The sequence below is a fragment of the Limnobacter thiooxidans genome (genome assembly GCF_036323495.1).
GTDB classification, from domain to species: Bacteria; Pseudomonadota; Gammaproteobacteria; order Burkholderiales; family Burkholderiaceae_B; genus Limnobacter; species Limnobacter thiooxidans.
On the sequence record NZ_AP028947.1, the window covers coordinates 459,082 to 475,362 of the forward strand.

At 54.3% G+C, this 16,281-nt stretch carries 10 protein-coding genes; all 10 read left to right on the plus strand.

Annotated features, from left to right (window positions below; all coding sequences use genetic code 11):
• Nucleotides 1-3: 3 nt before the first annotated feature.
• The 10 genes from RGQ30_RS02090 to RGQ30_RS02135 all read left to right on the plus strand — a co-directional run bounded on the left by RGQ30_RS02090 (nt 4) and on the right by RGQ30_RS02135 (nt 16,263).
• Nucleotides 4-873 (plus strand): hypothetical protein, encoded by an 870-nt coding sequence (locus RGQ30_RS02090; protein WP_130558554.1) that lies wholly within the window; start codon nt 4-6, stop codon nt 871-873.
• Entirely contained in the window at nt 870-1,355 is a 486-nt protein-coding gene (locus RGQ30_RS02095) for a hypothetical protein (protein ID WP_130558553.1), read from the plus strand. The genes RGQ30_RS02090 and RGQ30_RS02095 overlap by 4 nt, the downstream gene beginning before the upstream one ends.
• Complete coding sequence (locus tag RGQ30_RS02100) at nt 1,348-2,232, plus strand: peptidylprolyl isomerase (RefSeq protein ID WP_130558552.1); 885 nt, start codon at nt 1,348-1,350, stop codon at nt 2,230-2,232. The genes RGQ30_RS02095 and RGQ30_RS02100 overlap by 8 nt, the downstream gene beginning before the upstream one ends.
• Before the next feature lie 40 nt (nt 2,233-2,272).
• The gene (locus tag RGQ30_RS02105) at nt 2,273-2,950 is read left to right on the plus strand and encodes a hypothetical protein (protein ID WP_130558551.1); all 678 of its coding nucleotides are present in this window, start codon (nt 2,273-2,275) and stop codon (nt 2,948-2,950) included.
• A gap of 165 nt (nt 2,951-3,115) precedes the next feature.
• Entirely contained in the window at nt 3,116-3,658 is a 543-nt protein-coding gene (locus tag RGQ30_RS02110; protein ID WP_130558550.1) for a hypothetical protein, read from the plus strand.
• Nucleotides 3,659-3,666: 8 nt separating this feature from the next.
• A complete protein-coding gene (locus RGQ30_RS02115; protein ID WP_130558549.1) occupies nt 3,667-9,780 on the plus strand; it encodes a tail fiber domain-containing protein in 6,114 nt (2,037 codons plus the stop codon).
• 103 nt (nt 9,781-9,883) lie between these two features.
• A complete protein-coding gene (locus RGQ30_RS02120; RefSeq protein ID WP_298219231.1) occupies nt 9,884-11,029 on the plus strand; it encodes an NAD-dependent epimerase/dehydratase family protein in 1,146 nt (381 codons plus the stop codon).
• A 138-nt stretch (nt 11,030-11,167) separates the two neighbouring features.
• A complete protein-coding gene (locus RGQ30_RS02125) occupies nt 11,168-13,321 on the plus strand; it encodes a CocE/NonD family hydrolase (protein WP_338284674.1) in 2,154 nt (717 codons plus the stop codon).
• Nucleotides 13,322-13,378: 57 nt separating this feature from the next.
• On the plus strand, nt 13,379-14,032 hold the full coding sequence (locus RGQ30_RS02130; RefSeq protein WP_130558546.1) for a TetR family transcriptional regulator: 654 nt from the start codon (nt 13,379-13,381) through the stop codon (nt 14,030-14,032).
• Nucleotides 14,033-14,466: 434 nt separating this feature from the next.
• Nucleotides 14,467-16,263, plus strand: a complete 1,797-nt coding sequence (locus RGQ30_RS02135; RefSeq protein ID WP_338284675.1) for a DUF1302 domain-containing protein — start codon at nt 14,467-14,469, stop codon at nt 16,261-16,263.
• The last annotated feature ends 18 nt before the right edge of the window (nt 16,264-16,281 follow it).

Here is a 16,281-nt window from a genome sequence, read left to right on the forward strand (position 1 = left end):
ACCATGGAATCGATCAATCTAAAACACATCTATTCCAACCTCATCGCCGGACGTTTACCCGTGGGCACCGGCAGTGCACAAAAGGTTGTGATGAATCAGGCCTACGCCATACTGGGCACCCACCGCTTGCACGCGTATCTGGTAGAGCGTGCAGGGCATGTGTATTACTTTGCTGTTGAAAGCCAGTGCCTCAGCTCAGCGCCAGGCTTTTCATTGCCCTTCGTGGATGTGCTACCCGATGGCCCTTTGCATGTGGGTGATGCCATTTACCTGCTCAAAGGCTCAGATTACGCAGCCGCCCTGGTCATTGAAGGCGGCAGTGTTCGCTTGTTGTGCAACGACCAGGACGTGTTGAAAGACTACCTGATTGGCCTGGACCTCCAGATTGTTGAAATTGAGCACAAGGGTGGCAAGCCACTGACTAGTATTCCGCAAGCCATACAAGGTATCACCGAGCGTTTCAGTGCCGTACTGATGAAGTCATCGATTGGTGTGTTGTTGTTTGCCTCGTTGGTGTTCATTGGCGCGCAGGGGGCAAGCGCCTACACCTCGAACCAGACTGCCAAGGGGCTGAATGCACGTGCCGTTGAAAATGATTTGAACGCAACCCTCACCAAGTTGAGTGTGCAACAACCATTGGCCCGGCAAATTTCACGCATTCAGAAAGTTTCAGCCACCGTGGTGCGTTCCGGCGGGTGGATCGAAAAGTATCAAATGAATGGTGAAGAGTCTGAGAGTTTTGAATTGATCCTGCCCAGTTGGGTGAGCCAGGACTACCTCGATTCGTTGGGTCGCGACGTGGTCACCGATCTAAGGGATATGGAAGGGTTACTCACTGTCCGTAAACAAGGCAAGAAGGAGCCTGCGAAGTGAAATTTGATCTGAAGAACAACACTGCGTTGTGGGTAACCGAGGCCAGTCGTTTGCTGGGCCTGGCACCCGTGTTCACGATGATGTGTGCGGTGATCATGGTCATTCTTGCCGTGTTTTCAGTGAATGACCTGTTGCGTGCCGCCGAAGTTGAAAAGAAAGGCCAGGAGCTTCCCGAGTTCAGCCTGAAAAAGGTACCTGTCGGAAAAGCTGTTTACAGCGACTACGCACGTGTCTTGGGCAGGCTCAGTCCGGATGTCCAGGTTCTTGCAGAACGAGATGGCATACGGATTGAAATTGCCAATGCAGCCCAGTACGCCGAGTTCATGTACGTATTGAACAGTGTGCAAGGTGTTTCAAAAGATGTGGTTTGGCATGCCGAGGAAATTTGTCTCGCAGGCTGCGCAGGCAAGGCTTCTGTGGCGCTGGTCAAGGGCATGACAGAAAAGGTCGAGGTCAAATTGAGGGGACAAGACAATGAGTGAATTTCAAGACAAGCCTGCTGGTGAAACCGTTGTGCACAATGCGCCTCAGTTCATGAAGAAAAAAATCACCCTGGCAGTGGCAGCCCTCGGTTTATTTGGCGTGGTGTCGTGGGCAGGCTGGACAGCCTTCTCCGGGCCATCCAGTCAATCTACCGCAGTGTCACCTGTGGGCAATGCTTTTGCAGCCGCGGGCTCGTCGGTGCAAGGCGACAGGCAAGTGGCCACCATCAACGGCATGAAAATCACCGAAATGGAGTTGGGCGGTCTGCTGCAATCCGGGGTAGACCGCGCCATTGTGATTGACCGCTACATCAACAAAGTGGTGGCCGCTGAACGTGGCCGGGAAATGTACGTGGATGAAGCCAAGGCTGCTCTGCGTGCCGCAGAGCGTGAAGTGCTTGCGACCCTGTACACCACCAAGCGCCTGGATGAATTGCGCAAGGCGGTGACAGAACAGGAAATTACGGCGTACTACGACACCAATGTGTTGGATCAGAACTTTCAGCAATGGAAAGTCAGCTACTACCTGAGCAACAACCAGGCTGATATTCAAGACACCTTGGCCAAGCTCAAGAAAGGTGAAAAAGATGCACTGGATCAGCTGAAACCCCTGATCGAGCAGGGTGATGGCTATGCGGTGGCGCAAGCCTTGCCCTACAACCTGGGCCGCGTGGTATCGAGGATGAAAAAGGGCGAGTTCAGCGAGGTGTTGAATTTGCGAAACGGATTGTTGGTTCTGAAAATTGAAGACATGAAGCAGTTGAAAAAGCCCACCCGGGACGAATTGAAGCAAGACATTGTTCAGGCCCTTGCTTTGGAAAAATTCAACAGCGAACTTGAGCAAGCCCGACGGCAAGCCAAAGTCGAGTTGGGTTGATAAACATGGCCTGAATTGCGCAATACACGAGGAGATCATCATGAAATACACATTCAAGAAAAATGCGGGTTTCCGCCCTGCACGCCAGGCAGGTTTCATTCAGGCAGCGCTGTTGTTCGGCATCGCATTGATGACTGCCGTGCTGGGTGGCTTTGCCCTGGCCAACCGAAGCCCAACCTCGCAAACAGATACCGAGCAAGCCAAGGTCAATGCCTCGGTCATTTTGAAACAAGCCAGTGATTTGCGCGATGGCGTGGCGCGTTACTCCAGTGATTTTGGATCATCATCAATCGGCGCTATGACTTTTTCAAACACTGGGCCTCAAGGCTTGTTCGATCCAGTGGCCCGTTATGCTTCACCGCAAATCATGCCAAGTTCTGCATTTAACACTGACGAAGACATCGACATCAAGGCGCCTGATACCTTGGTTGCGGGTCACTGGTACCTCAACAAAGCCACTATTGGAAGTGGCTTGGCTACAGGTAGCGCAGATCCGATGGTGATCTTGCCTGGGTTGCGCGAAGACGTGTGTGGTCGCGTAAACACCTTGCTGTATGGCAGCCCGACCATTTATGCCTCAACCGCTGATCTGGATGATTGGATAGGTGGTACAGATGGTGGCATCTCTGGGGTTGCGGACATCGCTGGCTGGCCAGAAGGTTGTGTAAGTACCGCCGACTCCAAGTGGGTGTACTTCAAAGCAGTGCAGGAAAATTGATCGTACTTTTCCGCATTCAAAGCCCACTACCCAGTGGGCTTTTTTACGCCTCTAGACTTCCCCGTTTTACCCCTTTCTCACCAAAGCAAGGGATCTTGCGCTGATTAATTCTCACCGTAATACCGGTATGCACAGCAATCCGTGCAAAAACCGAAGGTGAAGATCATGGTGACTTGGCGTCGCATTCAGCAACAAGGCGGTTTTATCGCCTCCTACATTTTGTACGGCATTGGCCTGCTGGCCATTGTGGGTGCTGCGTATGGGCGTTTGAATTCGGCCAGCCAGCAAGGCAAGGCGGTACAGGACGCGGTGGACGAAGTCACAATTCAGCTCGACGTACTCACCGGAAAAATCATGCTGTGTGGCGCTGTGTATCCTGACGGCGACCACGGCCAGTTTGATGCGCGTCACGCCTTCCCGGCCCCAGCCACAGTGGACAACCAGGCCGTGATCTCGGCAGTGGCCTGCCCCGGTGCCCCAATCGGTTTGCAAGGCCTTTCAGCCATGCCAGACGGCATTCCATTGCCTGTCAGCCCACCCGATTTTGATGAATGGATTTATGAACACACCGACGCAGGTGGTATACGCCTGCGTCTTGCACCACGTGTGGCGGATGGCGCACCGGCAATACGTGCGCGTTTACTAAGGCAATTTCCGGGCACGGCGATGGTCGACGACGATGAATTGGTATTCACGGTATTGAACTAGGGGACAACATGACCAAGAACCACACACAACAAAAGCCTGTGTATTTCAAACACAGGGCATTGGTTCTCGCAGTCAGAAGGGCACTGCCCTTTCTGGTCGCATTCAGCTTGGGTGCTGCCTTGGTTGGCCCTGCTGCAGGGCGTTCCGGCGAGAATGCAGCCGCGTTCACAGCCACCCAACTGATTCGGCAATTTACCTTGAAAAATACTGTCGCTCAGGTCAGTCAGGGCATGCAGGGTCACGTTCAGGAAGTGAATGGCTTTTTGCGCGCACCTGCCATGGGTCTTCGTCCAAGCGGTTTCCCGGCCGACATGGGTTCAGTACCCGGCACTGTGAACCTGCCACGGCGCGACGGTGCAGGTCGCCCCTTGGGTTACTGTGCCTGGGACAACGCGTCGGCCAGTTCCGATGCCAATCACCTTGCGGGTTCCGGTGTTCCCAATCCGTTGGCCTACGCGGTAATCTCACCCGGTTTGAATGGCACCATGGAAACCACCTGTGCCAATGTGCAGGCAACAGGCGCCGGGCAGGGCGACGACTTTGTGCAAGTCACTGCGCCTGCGCAAGCCTCATCCAAACAGTTCAAAAGTGCGGTGGGTACGGTTGTTGAGTTACAGGCCACGCCTGCAGAAGAAGGTGATGTGCGGCTTGTGGCCGAGAACAACAAGTTGTACAGCTATCTGGGTGGCATCTGGGTTCCTGTGGATGGCAGCAAGTTTGCAGATGATTCTGTGGCCAATGGCGCAGGCGCTCTGGCTTACACTGCAGGCAAGGTGACTGTGGCTGATTTTCAGGCGGCATCTGCAACCATCACTGGTGCCCTTGCTGGCGATTCTGCCACATTCACCAACGGTGTTACAGCTGCCACATTCACAGGAAGCGGCAGCGGTTTGAGCGATCTGAATGCCGGCAACATCAACAGTGGTATTTTGGGCGCCGCTTTTGGTGGTACAGGGGTTGATGGCAGTGCCGCAGCGCAGGGTAGCTTGTTGATTGGTACTGGTGCCGGTTTTGCACTGGGCGCAATTACCGCAGGCGACGGCATTGGTGTACTGAATGGTGCAGGCAGCATCACGATTTCCAACACCGGAGTGTTGAGCATTACCGGTACAGCAGACCAGATCATTGCAAGTGGCAGCAATGGCGACGTGGTGCTCAGCCTGCCACAAACTATTGCCACCACCAGCACACCCACCTTCGCCGGCATGATGTTGAATGGTGCCCTTGCTGCACCCAGTGCCATTTTTTCCGGGGACATCAGTGCCCGTCGGCTCTATTTGTCTGATTCATCGGGTGGAGTAACCACGCCGAATCTGGTCATCGGTCTTGGGGCCATGGCAGCCGCCACCAGCGGGGTGGGTGCCAATACCGCAGTGGGTATCGGTGCGTTGGCGGCCAACACCACGGGTGACAAAAACACGGCGATTGGTGAGGGTGCGTTGAATGCCAACCTGACGGGTGTCTTGAACGTGGCGGTGGGCCACAGTGCTTTGCGTGACAACACCACAGGCAGCTTGAACACCGCCTTGGGAACATCGTCCCTACGCTTCAACATTTCAGGTTCCAACAACACGGCAGTGGGTGATGGTGCCTTGTACAACAACCTGACCGGTGATTTGAATACATCTGTTGGCCGCGCTTCAATGATCAGCAACATCAACGGCTACAACAACAGTGCGTTGGGTGAAGCCGCGTTGTATAACAACACCTCGGGTTATGAAAACGTGGCCGTGGGCAAACACACCATGATGTCCAATACAACTGGCTTTGAGAATACTGCAATTGGTCTTGAAGCCCTGTGGCGAAATAGCACCGGTACGCGCAATGTGGCGCTTGGCCGGCACGCTGGTTTTGACAATCAAGATGGCAGTAACAACACCTTTCTGGGAACCAGTTCAGCCCCCGAATCGGGCAGCCTGAATTTTGCAACAGCGATTGGCGCGTCGTCACGGGTGTCAACTGACAACACCATTGTGCTGGGGCGCGTCACCGACAGAACGGTGATTGGTGCTACCGGCGCCGATGGCAGCGATAACCTTTTGCAAGTCACAGGAAATGCAGGGGTTAGTGGCGACCTCGTCTTGACTGCATCGGGAAGCGGCAGCACGCTTGGATCAAAAATCAGGTTTGGTGGTGTGAATGAACAGACCGATCCAATATCCCTGGGGCGAATCAATGCTTCCAATGACAACTCAATTCTTCAATTGACCTTGGGTGATAACGAGGTTGATAGTTTCGGCGGTAACGGCGACCGTTTTCAAATTGCCCTCACCAACGGTTTTGTTGGGCACTACTTCGATTCAAACGGCAATGCATACCACGCAGGTAACCTTGGCGTGGGTTCGCTTTCTACCGGGCGTCTGGACATAGCCAATTACACCGGTGTTGCTGAACCCAACATCATCATCGGCCCAGGTGCCATGCTCAGTGCGCAAAGTGGAAGCGGTGGCAACGTGGCTTTGGGTATTCATGTCATGGAATCCAATACCTCCGGTGCACGCAACACGGCCCTGGGTTCTTACGCCATGCATGTCAACACCACGGGTATCGAAAACACAGCAGTGGGTTTCGCAGCGCTGGGAACCAATTCCTCTGGTTATTACAACACCGCAGTGGGCGAAAGTGCCTTGCTGTTTAACACCACGGGTTTTAGCAACGTGGCCATGGGCAACAGCGCCTTGCGCAACAACATCACAGGCTGGGAAAACATTGCGATTGGCCAGGACGCCTTGTTCACCAACACCGCCGGTGCGGGTAACCTGGCCTTCGGCTTCGAATCCCTGAAGTTTTTGAACAGCGGCTCCAGCAACATCGGTATCGGTTACGACGCGTTGGAAAACCTTCAGTCGGGTAGCCGCAACGTCGCCATTGGCAATGAAGCAGGCGAACGCGATGGTTCACGCACCTTGAGCTTTGGCAGCGACAACACATTTCTGGGCGCTTACACCGGCCCAGCTGCGGGTGTGAACACGCTGAACTTCGGCACTGCAATTGGTGCCTATGCCGAAGTGTCCACAGACAACACGATTGTGCTGGGGCGCACCACTGACAAAACCGTGATTGGTGCAACTGGCGACGATGGCAGTGGCAACCTGTTGCAGGTCACCGGCAATGCCGGAATCAGTGGAACATTGAATGCTGGTGTTCTGCAAACGGAGCGAATGAACATTGGCAGTAATGCAGGCGGCGTCACTCACACCAATATCGGGATTGGTTACAACACACTGTCGGCCGCTCAAAGCGGCAATGGCGGCAACCTTGCGGTGGGGCAACAAGTTCTGCAAAACAACACCACAGGCCATTACAACACGGGCTTGGGGATCTATGCGCTTAGCGCCAACCAGACAGGTGCGCGAAACACCGCAGTGGGCTACAGTGCACTGGTCGCCAATACCACAGGCTCACGTAATTCGGTGGTTGGCTACCGCGCGTTGTATTCCAACCTGACAGGCGACTACAACGTGGCAATGGGCTACTACGCCATGCAATTCAGCACTCAAGGTTCCTACAACGTGGTGCTGGGCAACTTTGGCCTGGGCCACAACACCACAGGCCACAGCAATTCGTTGTTGGGTGATTCAGCCATGTTCAACAACTCCACGGGCTTTGAAAATGTGGCAGTAGGCCGATACGCGCTGTACAACAATGGGGGCGGGGAAGGCAACGTGGCGGTTGGTTACAATTCAACTTCTGGCTTGTCGAGCGGCTCGGAAAACACCATATTGGGACGGTACTCAATGGATGGGCTGACCACAGGCAGCCGCAATGTTGCATTGGGAGCCGAAGCCGGTTCACGCGATGCCGCCCGGATGCTCACATCCGGCAGCGACAATACTTTCCTGGGTGCCTATTCTGGACCTTCGTCGGGTGTCAGCATCCTGAATTTTGCAACCGCTGTGGGCGCTTACGCACAGGTGGCCACTGACAACACGGTGGTGTTGGGCCGCCCCAGCCACAACACGGTGATTGGTGCCACAGGTACGGCTTCAAGCGGCGCCTTGTCAGGCAATAAGTTGCAGGTGACAGGCTCCATTGGTGCCACCGGCAATTTTGTGTTGGCTCAATCCGGTTCGGGCAGCACCCTGGGCTCGCGAATCATGTTCGGTGCTGACTTTGAAGAAACTGACACCATATCGCTGGGCCGTATCAATTCCTCAGTGAACAACTCAATTCTTCAATTGACCATGGGTGATGATTCCGCTCAGAATTTTGGAGGCGAGGGCGACCGTTTTCAAATTGCCACCACAGATGGCAATGTGCGTCACGCCTTCGATTCAAATGGCCATGCCTATCACGCAGGTACGCTGACTGTTTCCCGTCTTAGGGTAGGCAACTACGATGGTGGTGTCGGTGACATCAACTTCGCGATCGGATTTGAAGCCTTGGCCGCTGCACAAAGTGGCGACGGTGGCAACGTGGCCGTGGGTGAGCATGTGCTGGAATACAATTCCACCGGTGCGTTCAATACGGCTTTGGGCAATTACGCCATGCACTGGAATGAAACAGGCTCTCAAAACACTGCTGTGGGTTACCACGCCCTGCAGGACAATTTTTCCGGGTCCAGCAATACCGCGGTTGGTCGTCATGCCATGTTTTACAACTCCACCGGCAGTTCCAACACTGCTTTGGGCGACGATGCGATGGCTTTCAACACCACCGGCAACATGAATGTGGCAGTTGGACATTACGCGCTTTATGCAAATCCAGAAGGTTTTGAAAACACCGCGATTGGTTATGATTCGATAGAGCGGCTAACTGATGGCGCTGAAAACACAGCCTTGGGCAGTTTTGCTCTGAATTTTCTGACCTCGGGCAGTCGCAACACGGCCATTGGTAGCGAATCCGCGTCACGTGACGTTGCGTACTACCTCACATCGGGCAGCGACAACAGTTTTCTGGGCGCGTATTCCGGCCCTGCGTCAGGTTTCAACACTTTGAACTTTGCAACCGCAATTGGTGCTTACGCACAGGTGTCAACCAGCAACACCGTGGTGTTGGGCCGCGCCAGCGACACCGTGGTCATCGGTGCCACCGGCAACGACGCCAGTGGCAACAAGCTTCAGGTCACTGGCTCCATTAAAGCCACGGCGTTCAACACGTCATCTGACCGTCGATTGAAAAACAGCATCACCCAGCTTGACAGCGGCAACCTGCTCAGCCAGTTGCAACAACTCAATGCTTACCACTACCGCTTCAACAGCGACCCCACAGGGCAAATTCGTTACGGTGTCATCGCACAAGAAGTGGCCACCCTGTTTCCGCATGCCGTGTCGTATGACGGGCAAGGCTTGATGGCCGTGGATTATGGTGCCTTGGGTGCAATCGCTGCTAGCGCAGTGGGACAATTGAGTACCCAGGTGACTGCCTTGGACAAACAGGTGAAAACCAACACTGAGAACATCACCACCCTGACTGACCGCATGGGCACAGCGGAAGGAAAAATCGAAGCACTTGAAAGCTGGAAAATCCAGGCCGTTGACCGAATGGACAACCTGCAAACAGCCATCGACAAAAACATCGCCGACATTGCAAAAAATGCAGTGGCGATTACTGCCAACACACAGCGCATTGACACGCTTGAAGAAGTCACGGTTTTGCTGGACGCACGCACCACCGAACACGGCAGCCTGATCGCCGTGTTGCAGGCGCAGTGGTCTGACACCTTCAGCCGTGCTGACGATGGCCAAACCCTGGTGGTGAACGCCCCCAACCTGAAGGCCAGCAATTTCACCGCTCAGCAGGCCAGTGTTGGCACGTTGTACAGTGAACGCTTGATGGCTGAAATGGCAAAAATCAAGGCGCTGGAAGTAGACAGCCTGCTGGTGAATTCCGCCCAGGCCCGCACGGTGCGTGCCGAGGAAATGAACACCGGCAGCGCCCAGGTGTATGCAGGGGTTGGTTTGCCAGCCCTGTTGTTTGCTGCCACGGCAGACGGGCATTACACCGTGAACACCAGCGCACTCGATGGCAGCTACGCCACGGCCACGGTGATTGTGAATGCCGGCCAGGCCAAAATTGTGCCGGTGGCCAGTGAAGGTATTGAACTGGTGGCGGAAGGCAACACCGTGAAAGCGATTGCGGCTGGCAAGTCGATCAAGGCCAGTTGGATCAAGATGGGATAACGGATCGGGCAAAGCGGATTGGCTTGAAGCGATTGACAAGTTTTCAGATTCCAGACACGCTAGCTTCGCGCCAACAATTGCCGGAGTCTTGATGGGAATTAAAATGGAGGCTCTCCCGGGCCCTGACCAACTTAAAGAAGCAGCACCGAATATCGTAGAGTTGCAAACTGAGTTGGCTGAATTGGCCGCAGTTGTTCCCAGCCTGGTCAAACAGGCACGCCAGAAGCAGACCGTGCTGGTCACCGGGCATGCCGGTTTCATCGGCTTTCACACCGCCAAAGCCCTGCTTGAGCGGGGCGACAAGGTTATTGGTTTTGATTCACTGAACAGCCACTACGACACGCGTTTGAAGCGGGAGCGGTTGGTCATGCTGGATGAAATTGCCAAGGCGACCGGTTCGAAATACCACACGGTGCGCGCCGACCTCAGCGACAGCAAAGAACTGCATGAATGCCTTGAAACCTACAAGGTGCAGCGGGTCATTCACCTGGCTGGCCAAACCGACAAATTTTTGTCGCACGACAAACCTGCGGAATGTGTACAAAACAACATCAACAGCTTTGTGTCCCTGCTTGAGGCCTGCCGCCACTTCAAGATTCACCATTTGACTTACGCCAGCAGCCACGCCGTGTATGGTGCGGGCTTTCAAAAGCCAATGAGTGAACGCGACAGCGCCAACCACCCCCAGCGGCTGGATGCAGCCACCCAGCGCGCCTGTGAATTGATGGCGCATTCCTACAGCCACCTGTTCAAGCTGCCCACCACGGGGCTGCGCTTTTTTTCGGCCTATGGCCCATGGGGGCGGCCCGATTCGGTGCTGTTTGCATTCACCAAGCGTATTCTTGAGGGCAAACCCATCCAGATTTACAACGACGGGCGCAACACCCGCGACTACACCTACATCACCGACCTGGTTGAAGCCATACTGCGCGCAAGTGACACCCCGGCCGAGCCAAACCCGGTGTGGCTGGTGGAAGCCCCAGATCAGGCCACGAGCGACGCACCTTGGCGCATTTTGAATATTGGCAACAGCTTGCCAGTGTCCATTGAAGAACTGATTGCCGCCTTGGAACACGCGCTGGAAAAAACCGCAGTGAAGGAATACATCACCGGCCCCATTCTGGAAAAAAGTCAAAGTTGTGCCGATGTGTCCGCCTTGGTGCAGGCCACCCAGTTTCGGCCCAACACCAGCATTGCTCAAGGTATTGGCGAATTCGTAGCCTGGTACAGAACCTACCACCAACTGTAAAACCCGCTGTGCATGGCGGCTTTGTCGGCAAGCCGACACTTCGCGCCATCCAAGTCCTGTCATCTGCCGGTAACACAGGTAGATATCAAAAAACCACCTGACCCGTGTCAACGGGCGGAGATGGCAGGAGACATATTGATGAATGTATTGCCCGTAAGCGCACGTAGGCTGCTTGGCGCAGCCTTTGTTTGTTCGGCCTTGGTCGGTCTTTCTGCCTGTAACAGCAGCGACGACCCCCTGTCCACGGCAGGTCCCGGCAACCCGACCAATCCCAACGAGGTTGTGGACCCGCCACCCCTCACCTTATTGGCCAATGCCGCCAACCCCGATTACGCCAAAACCCCACGCGAATTCAACGCCCCAGCGTGTAGCACCAATGCGCAGCAGCCCCGCGCGGGTGGTGGTGTGTACAGTGTCAACCTGCAATCGGCCAGCGGGCACACCATTGCTTTTTCCGTATTCGAGCCTGCCACTTTCAACTGTGAAAAAGGCAACCCGGTTGTGCTGCATGGTCATGGTTATGGCGGCGCGCGTGAACAGGCCCCCGGCGGTTTGCTCAAGCGGCTTGTCGACAGCGGTGCTGGTGTAATCAGCATCGACCAGCGCGGCTTTGGTGAAAGCGGCGGAACCGTACGGGTGCTGGACCCAGACTTCGAAGGGCAAGACCTTCTGCAAATTCTGGACTGGGCCGAGGCCAAGCTCGACTGGCTGCGCTACAGCAGCAACAAGCCCGTGGGGCAACGTCAATTCAATATGGTCGCGGGCGCCACAGGCGGCAGCTATGGCGGTGGTTACCAAATGTTGATTCACAACATCGACCCCTTGAAGCGGCTGGACGCGCTAACGCCCGACATTGCCTGGAACGACCTGCGCTACAGCTTGAACCCTGGTGCCCCTTACGGCATCAAGGACTTCCAACCCGCTGAAGATCACATTAAACCCGTTGGCACGGTGAAATCGGGCTGGGCCCTGTTGCTGGTGGCGGGTGGTGAAGCGGGGTCCCTGGGCCCCAAGTTACAGGCGGGCGACCCCACGGCACTGCAAAGCAGCGGGCAAGACCTGTTGATTCGTGAAACCCTGCTGCGGGGTGCCACGGCCAATCGCTTTCCGGACGGTGCGCTGGAGTTTTTCCGGTATCACAGTCCCAGTTACTGGTGCGACGCTGAAACACCTGGTGCACAAACCTTCCTGCAAAGTGAAGTAGTACCCGGTTTGGCTCCAAAAAAACCCGAGCCTGTGGATATTCTGTTCACCCAGGGCTTTCGCGACACCCTGTTCAACTTTAACAACGCCTGGCACAACTTCACCTGTTATCGGTCGCTCGAAAACAGCAAGGGCGAGAAATCTGACGTGCGTTTGCTGACCCACCAAAGCGGACACATCGTGCCCCTTTCTCCCACTGCGGTGCCGGGGCTTGGGGATGTTTTGGGGCAGGGCGCGCAACTCGGTTTGAACGAAATCGAGTTTCAGAAGCCTGCCGGCCCTTTTGCCTGCGGCGAACTGGATATTCAGGACGCGCAATTTGCATTTCTGACTCAAAAATTGTTCACCACTGCGGAGGTGGCAACCATCAAGGTCGCCGATGCATCCAACGCATTTGATCTGTTGGCTGCAAACAAAGGCAAAGTGTGTCTCAGCCTGAACGATGACGTAGGGCTGGGCGCGGCCTCTGCCAATTCGGCCATTTGGGTTGATGAAAGCACCATGATCGGCAAACTGGCGCCTGCCGCGAAGGGAATGGACATTCAATCGAAGGTTCAAACAGTTCAAGTCGATTTCACCCCAGGTGCTGATCCATTGAATTTGCTCACCAGTGCTGCCACGGGCATTTTGCGCTACCCCTTTGCACCAGCGGTGTTGCCCATCGAGCTGCCCGCAGGGTTTGACACGGTGGCGGGCATTCCCACTGCAGTGTTGGACATCGCGCCACCTTTGGACATGGTCATGAACCCCTTGTGTAACCAGATTTATTCGGCCACCGCCATGTCGCCCATTGGTCTGGCAGGTCTTGAGCCCGGCTGCGACCCCATGCTGTTTGTCGGGCTGGGGGTGAACCGAAATGGTGCCTGGCGCTTGATCGACGACCAAGTCACCGCCATTCGTGGTTTTGGCAAGCGCCATGTGGAATTGACCGGGGTGGCTGAACGGTTGGGGTCGGGCGAAAGCCTTGGGCTGCTGGTCTATGGCTACCATCCGCAATATTTGGCCACAGGTTCGCGGGACATGCTCACACCACTTGTGGCACTGCGTGGAAATGTGAATTTGCCCATGGTTCAAGATTTAATGCCATAATCGTCACATCAACCGAACACTAGCAGCGCCCACTCCACGTGGGCGTACTTATTTCTCGTGAAAAATCAGGCCAAAGCAGAAGCGGTAGAAAACACCCAAGGCGTTCGTCCAGCCATGCAGGCGCGCAGCTTGAAAAAGCGGCATGATCTGCTCAAGGCTGGCCGAAAGCTGCTGCACACCCGTGTCCTCGAAGACATTTCCATCAAAGACATTTGTACGGAAGCCAGTTGCACGGTGGGTTCGTTCTACAGCCGCTTTGAAGACAAGGAAAGTTTTTTTGACGCGCTCATTGCCGAAAGCTGTCAGGAATTGTTGATGAGCGCTGCCAGCCAGTTTGATGACCGTAACTGGGTCGGTGTCAATGGCAAGCTTATTTGCGACGAAGTGGTCAGTTTTCTTGTCGGCATTTTTCAGGGTGAATACAGCTCGATACTGACAGAAGCGTTTATCCGCGAATCCAAAGGATTTATCGATTCAACACCCATGCGAGATGTGGGCTTTGGGTTCATCACCACCGTATCGAAACCACTGTTGCCTCACATTGATCACATTGCCCACCCCGACCCAGTGCGGGCCTTGGCTTTTGCCATTCAGGTGGTGTACGGTGCGCTGCACAACGCCCGTTTGCGCGATGCAGGCCCTGTCAAATTCAGAACGCCCGAATTTGAAAAACGCATGCAAAACATCGTCAGCAGCTACCTTGGTATCTAGACTTGATAAGCCTTGTAGTGAAATTACGACTAAATCGGATCGATTGACAATTCACGCAACATTTCACGTTACTCCAGTGGTACATTTTTAGATAAGGCGCTCTAAATTATTAAAACTGTAATTACGGTTTTATTTTTTGGAAAGCTGCTTTACACTACTAAAAAAATGAATACAAAGCATCAATCAAGGTGCAATCACTGGAGGCGACATGTCGTATTTTTCTCAAGGTTCCCGAAGTTCCCCATGATGGCTGTGCCGCGCCTGCTACAGGCCGGAACAACTATTCGATTTCTCAGTTGATTTTCCGACATCCTCTGCACGGGGACCGAGTCGGTGATTGCAGGCGTTCGCGCCTGACTACTCGATAAATATTTGGGGGCTACATGAACAAACATTCTTTTTCTAAAACAAAAACAAATGTTGCAGTTCGCAACATGTTTGCAGCCGGCCTTTTGGCAGCTGCGGTAATGCCAGCGCAGGCCAAAGACTTCCAGATTGGTGACTTTGACCTGAGCGTGAACTCCACGGTAAGCGTGGGAACAAGCTTTCGCGTTGAAAACCGCGATCGTGCGCTTTACAGCACTGGCAACCGTTCATCGGACGGTGCTGCAGGTACGGGCTTTTCAAACACCACAGACGACGGTAATTTGAACTTTGACAAAGGCGACGCCTTTTCAACCATTATCAAGGGTGTGCACGATTTTGAATTGAAGAAAGACAACTACGGTTTCTTTTCTCGCGTTAAATGGTTCTATGACCACACTCTGAACAATGAAGAAGTGTTTCATGGTCATGAGCCAACAAGCAATGCACGCAATCAAAAGTTGAATGACAACGGATTTCATCCCTATGCCCGCTTTGACGGCATTGACTTGCTGGATGCTTTCTTTTACATGAACACCACGGTGGCTGATAAGCCACTTGATTTCCGCTTGGGTCGCCAAGTCATTAGCTGGGGTGAAAGCCTGTTTATTCCCAGTGCGATTTCTGGTTTGAACACAATCGACGTGTCGGCATTCCGTCGTCCTGGTTCTGACTTGAAGGAAGGCTTCACACCCACCGAAATGATTTACGGTAACCTGGGCTTGACTGACAACACCAGCCTGGAAGCGTTTTATCAATTGAAGTGGCGTAAAACCGTTCCTGAAGGTTGTGGTACCTACTTCTCATCGAATGACTTTGCCGCCGATGGATGTAGCAGGCTTGCTTTTGCTGCGCCGTTGCCAGATTCCGCGCAATTTGCCCCAGGGTTTGCCGTTCAGGGTGGCCCAGTGGCCCGCTCCGTTGACAATCAACCCGATGATGGCGGTCAATTCGGTTTGGCGCTGCGCAACTATGTTTCCGAGTTGGACACAGAGTTTGGCGCGTATTACATGAATTACCACAGCCGTTTACCGTTAATCAGCGTCAAAGCAACCAACACTCCTGTTCCTCCTGCAGGTACCCCTGGCATACCGCCAGGTCTGACGCCCGGTAACGCCTTGCCGCGTGCTTTAGCCGGCGGAGGTGGCAGCTATTTCGTTGACTACGCTGAAGACATCTCCGTGTTTGGATTGAGTGCCTCGACTAACCTGGGAGGCTGGTCTGTAGCCGGCGAAATTTCTTTGGCTCAAGATGTGCCAATTCAGTTGAACGCGAACGACCTGCTTGCTTCAACTTTGGCGGCTGGTGTAACAAACCCCGCTGGCCCCAACGCACTTGACAGACGTGTTCGTGCACTACGCCCAGGCGAAACTCTTGCTGGTTTCGACCGTTTTGACGTAACCCAGGTTCAATCTGCATTCATCAAGACGTTTGACCGTGCTTTGAACTCCAGCCAAGTTGTGTTCGTTGCAGAAGTTGGTGCAGTGTTTGTGAATGGTCTGCCTGAAGTAGCGGCGGGGCAACGATATGGTCGCAACCCAGTGTTTGGTACTGCTCGCGGAACTGAAGGATATGTAACCGACTTCTCATGGGGTTATCGCCTGCGCACTCAGGCCACTTATCGCGACGCATTCATGGGTATCGACCTAGTTCCATCCATTGCATGGTCACATGACGTGGATGGCTGGTCACCTGAACCAGGCCAAGTCTTTAACGAAGGCCGTCAGTCAGTCGGCTTGGGTCTCGGCTTGGAGTTTGATGCAAACACCAAAGCCTCGGTCAACTACACAACCTTTACCAACGCTGCTGATTTTGATGCACTTCGCGATCGCGACTTCGTATCACTCACCGCATCCTACTCATTCTAAGAACAGAGACACACTGGA

Bases quoted from the DNA above. Each gene is read 5' to 3' on its own strand.
- RGQ30_RS02100 (WP_130558552.1), top strand. From the start codon at position 1,348: ATGAGTGAATTTCAAGACAAGCCTGCTGGTGAAACCGTTGTGCACAAT.
- RGQ30_RS02120 (WP_298219231.1), top strand. From the start codon at position 9,884: ATGGAGGCTCTCCCGGGCCCTGACCAACTTAAAGAAGCAGCACCGAAT.
- RGQ30_RS02135 (WP_338284675.1), top strand. From the start codon at position 14,467: ATGTTTGCAGCCGGCCTTTTGGCAGCTGCGGTAATGCCAGCGCAGGCC.
- RGQ30_RS02110 (WP_130558550.1), top strand. From the start codon at position 3,116: ATGGTGACTTGGCGTCGCATTCAGCAACAAGGCGGTTTTATCGCCTCC.
- RGQ30_RS02115 (WP_130558549.1), top strand. From the start codon at position 3,667: ATGACCAAGAACCACACACAACAAAAGCCTGTGTATTTCAAACACAGG.
- RGQ30_RS02105 (WP_130558551.1), top strand. From the start codon at position 2,273: ATGAAATACACATTCAAGAAAAATGCGGGTTTCCGCCCTGCACGCCAG.
- RGQ30_RS02090 (WP_130558554.1), top strand. From the start codon at position 4: ATGGAATCGATCAATCTAAAACACATCTATTCCAACCTCATCGCCGGA.
- RGQ30_RS02125 (WP_338284674.1), top strand. From the start codon at position 11,168: ATGAATGTATTGCCCGTAAGCGCACGTAGGCTGCTTGGCGCAGCCTTT.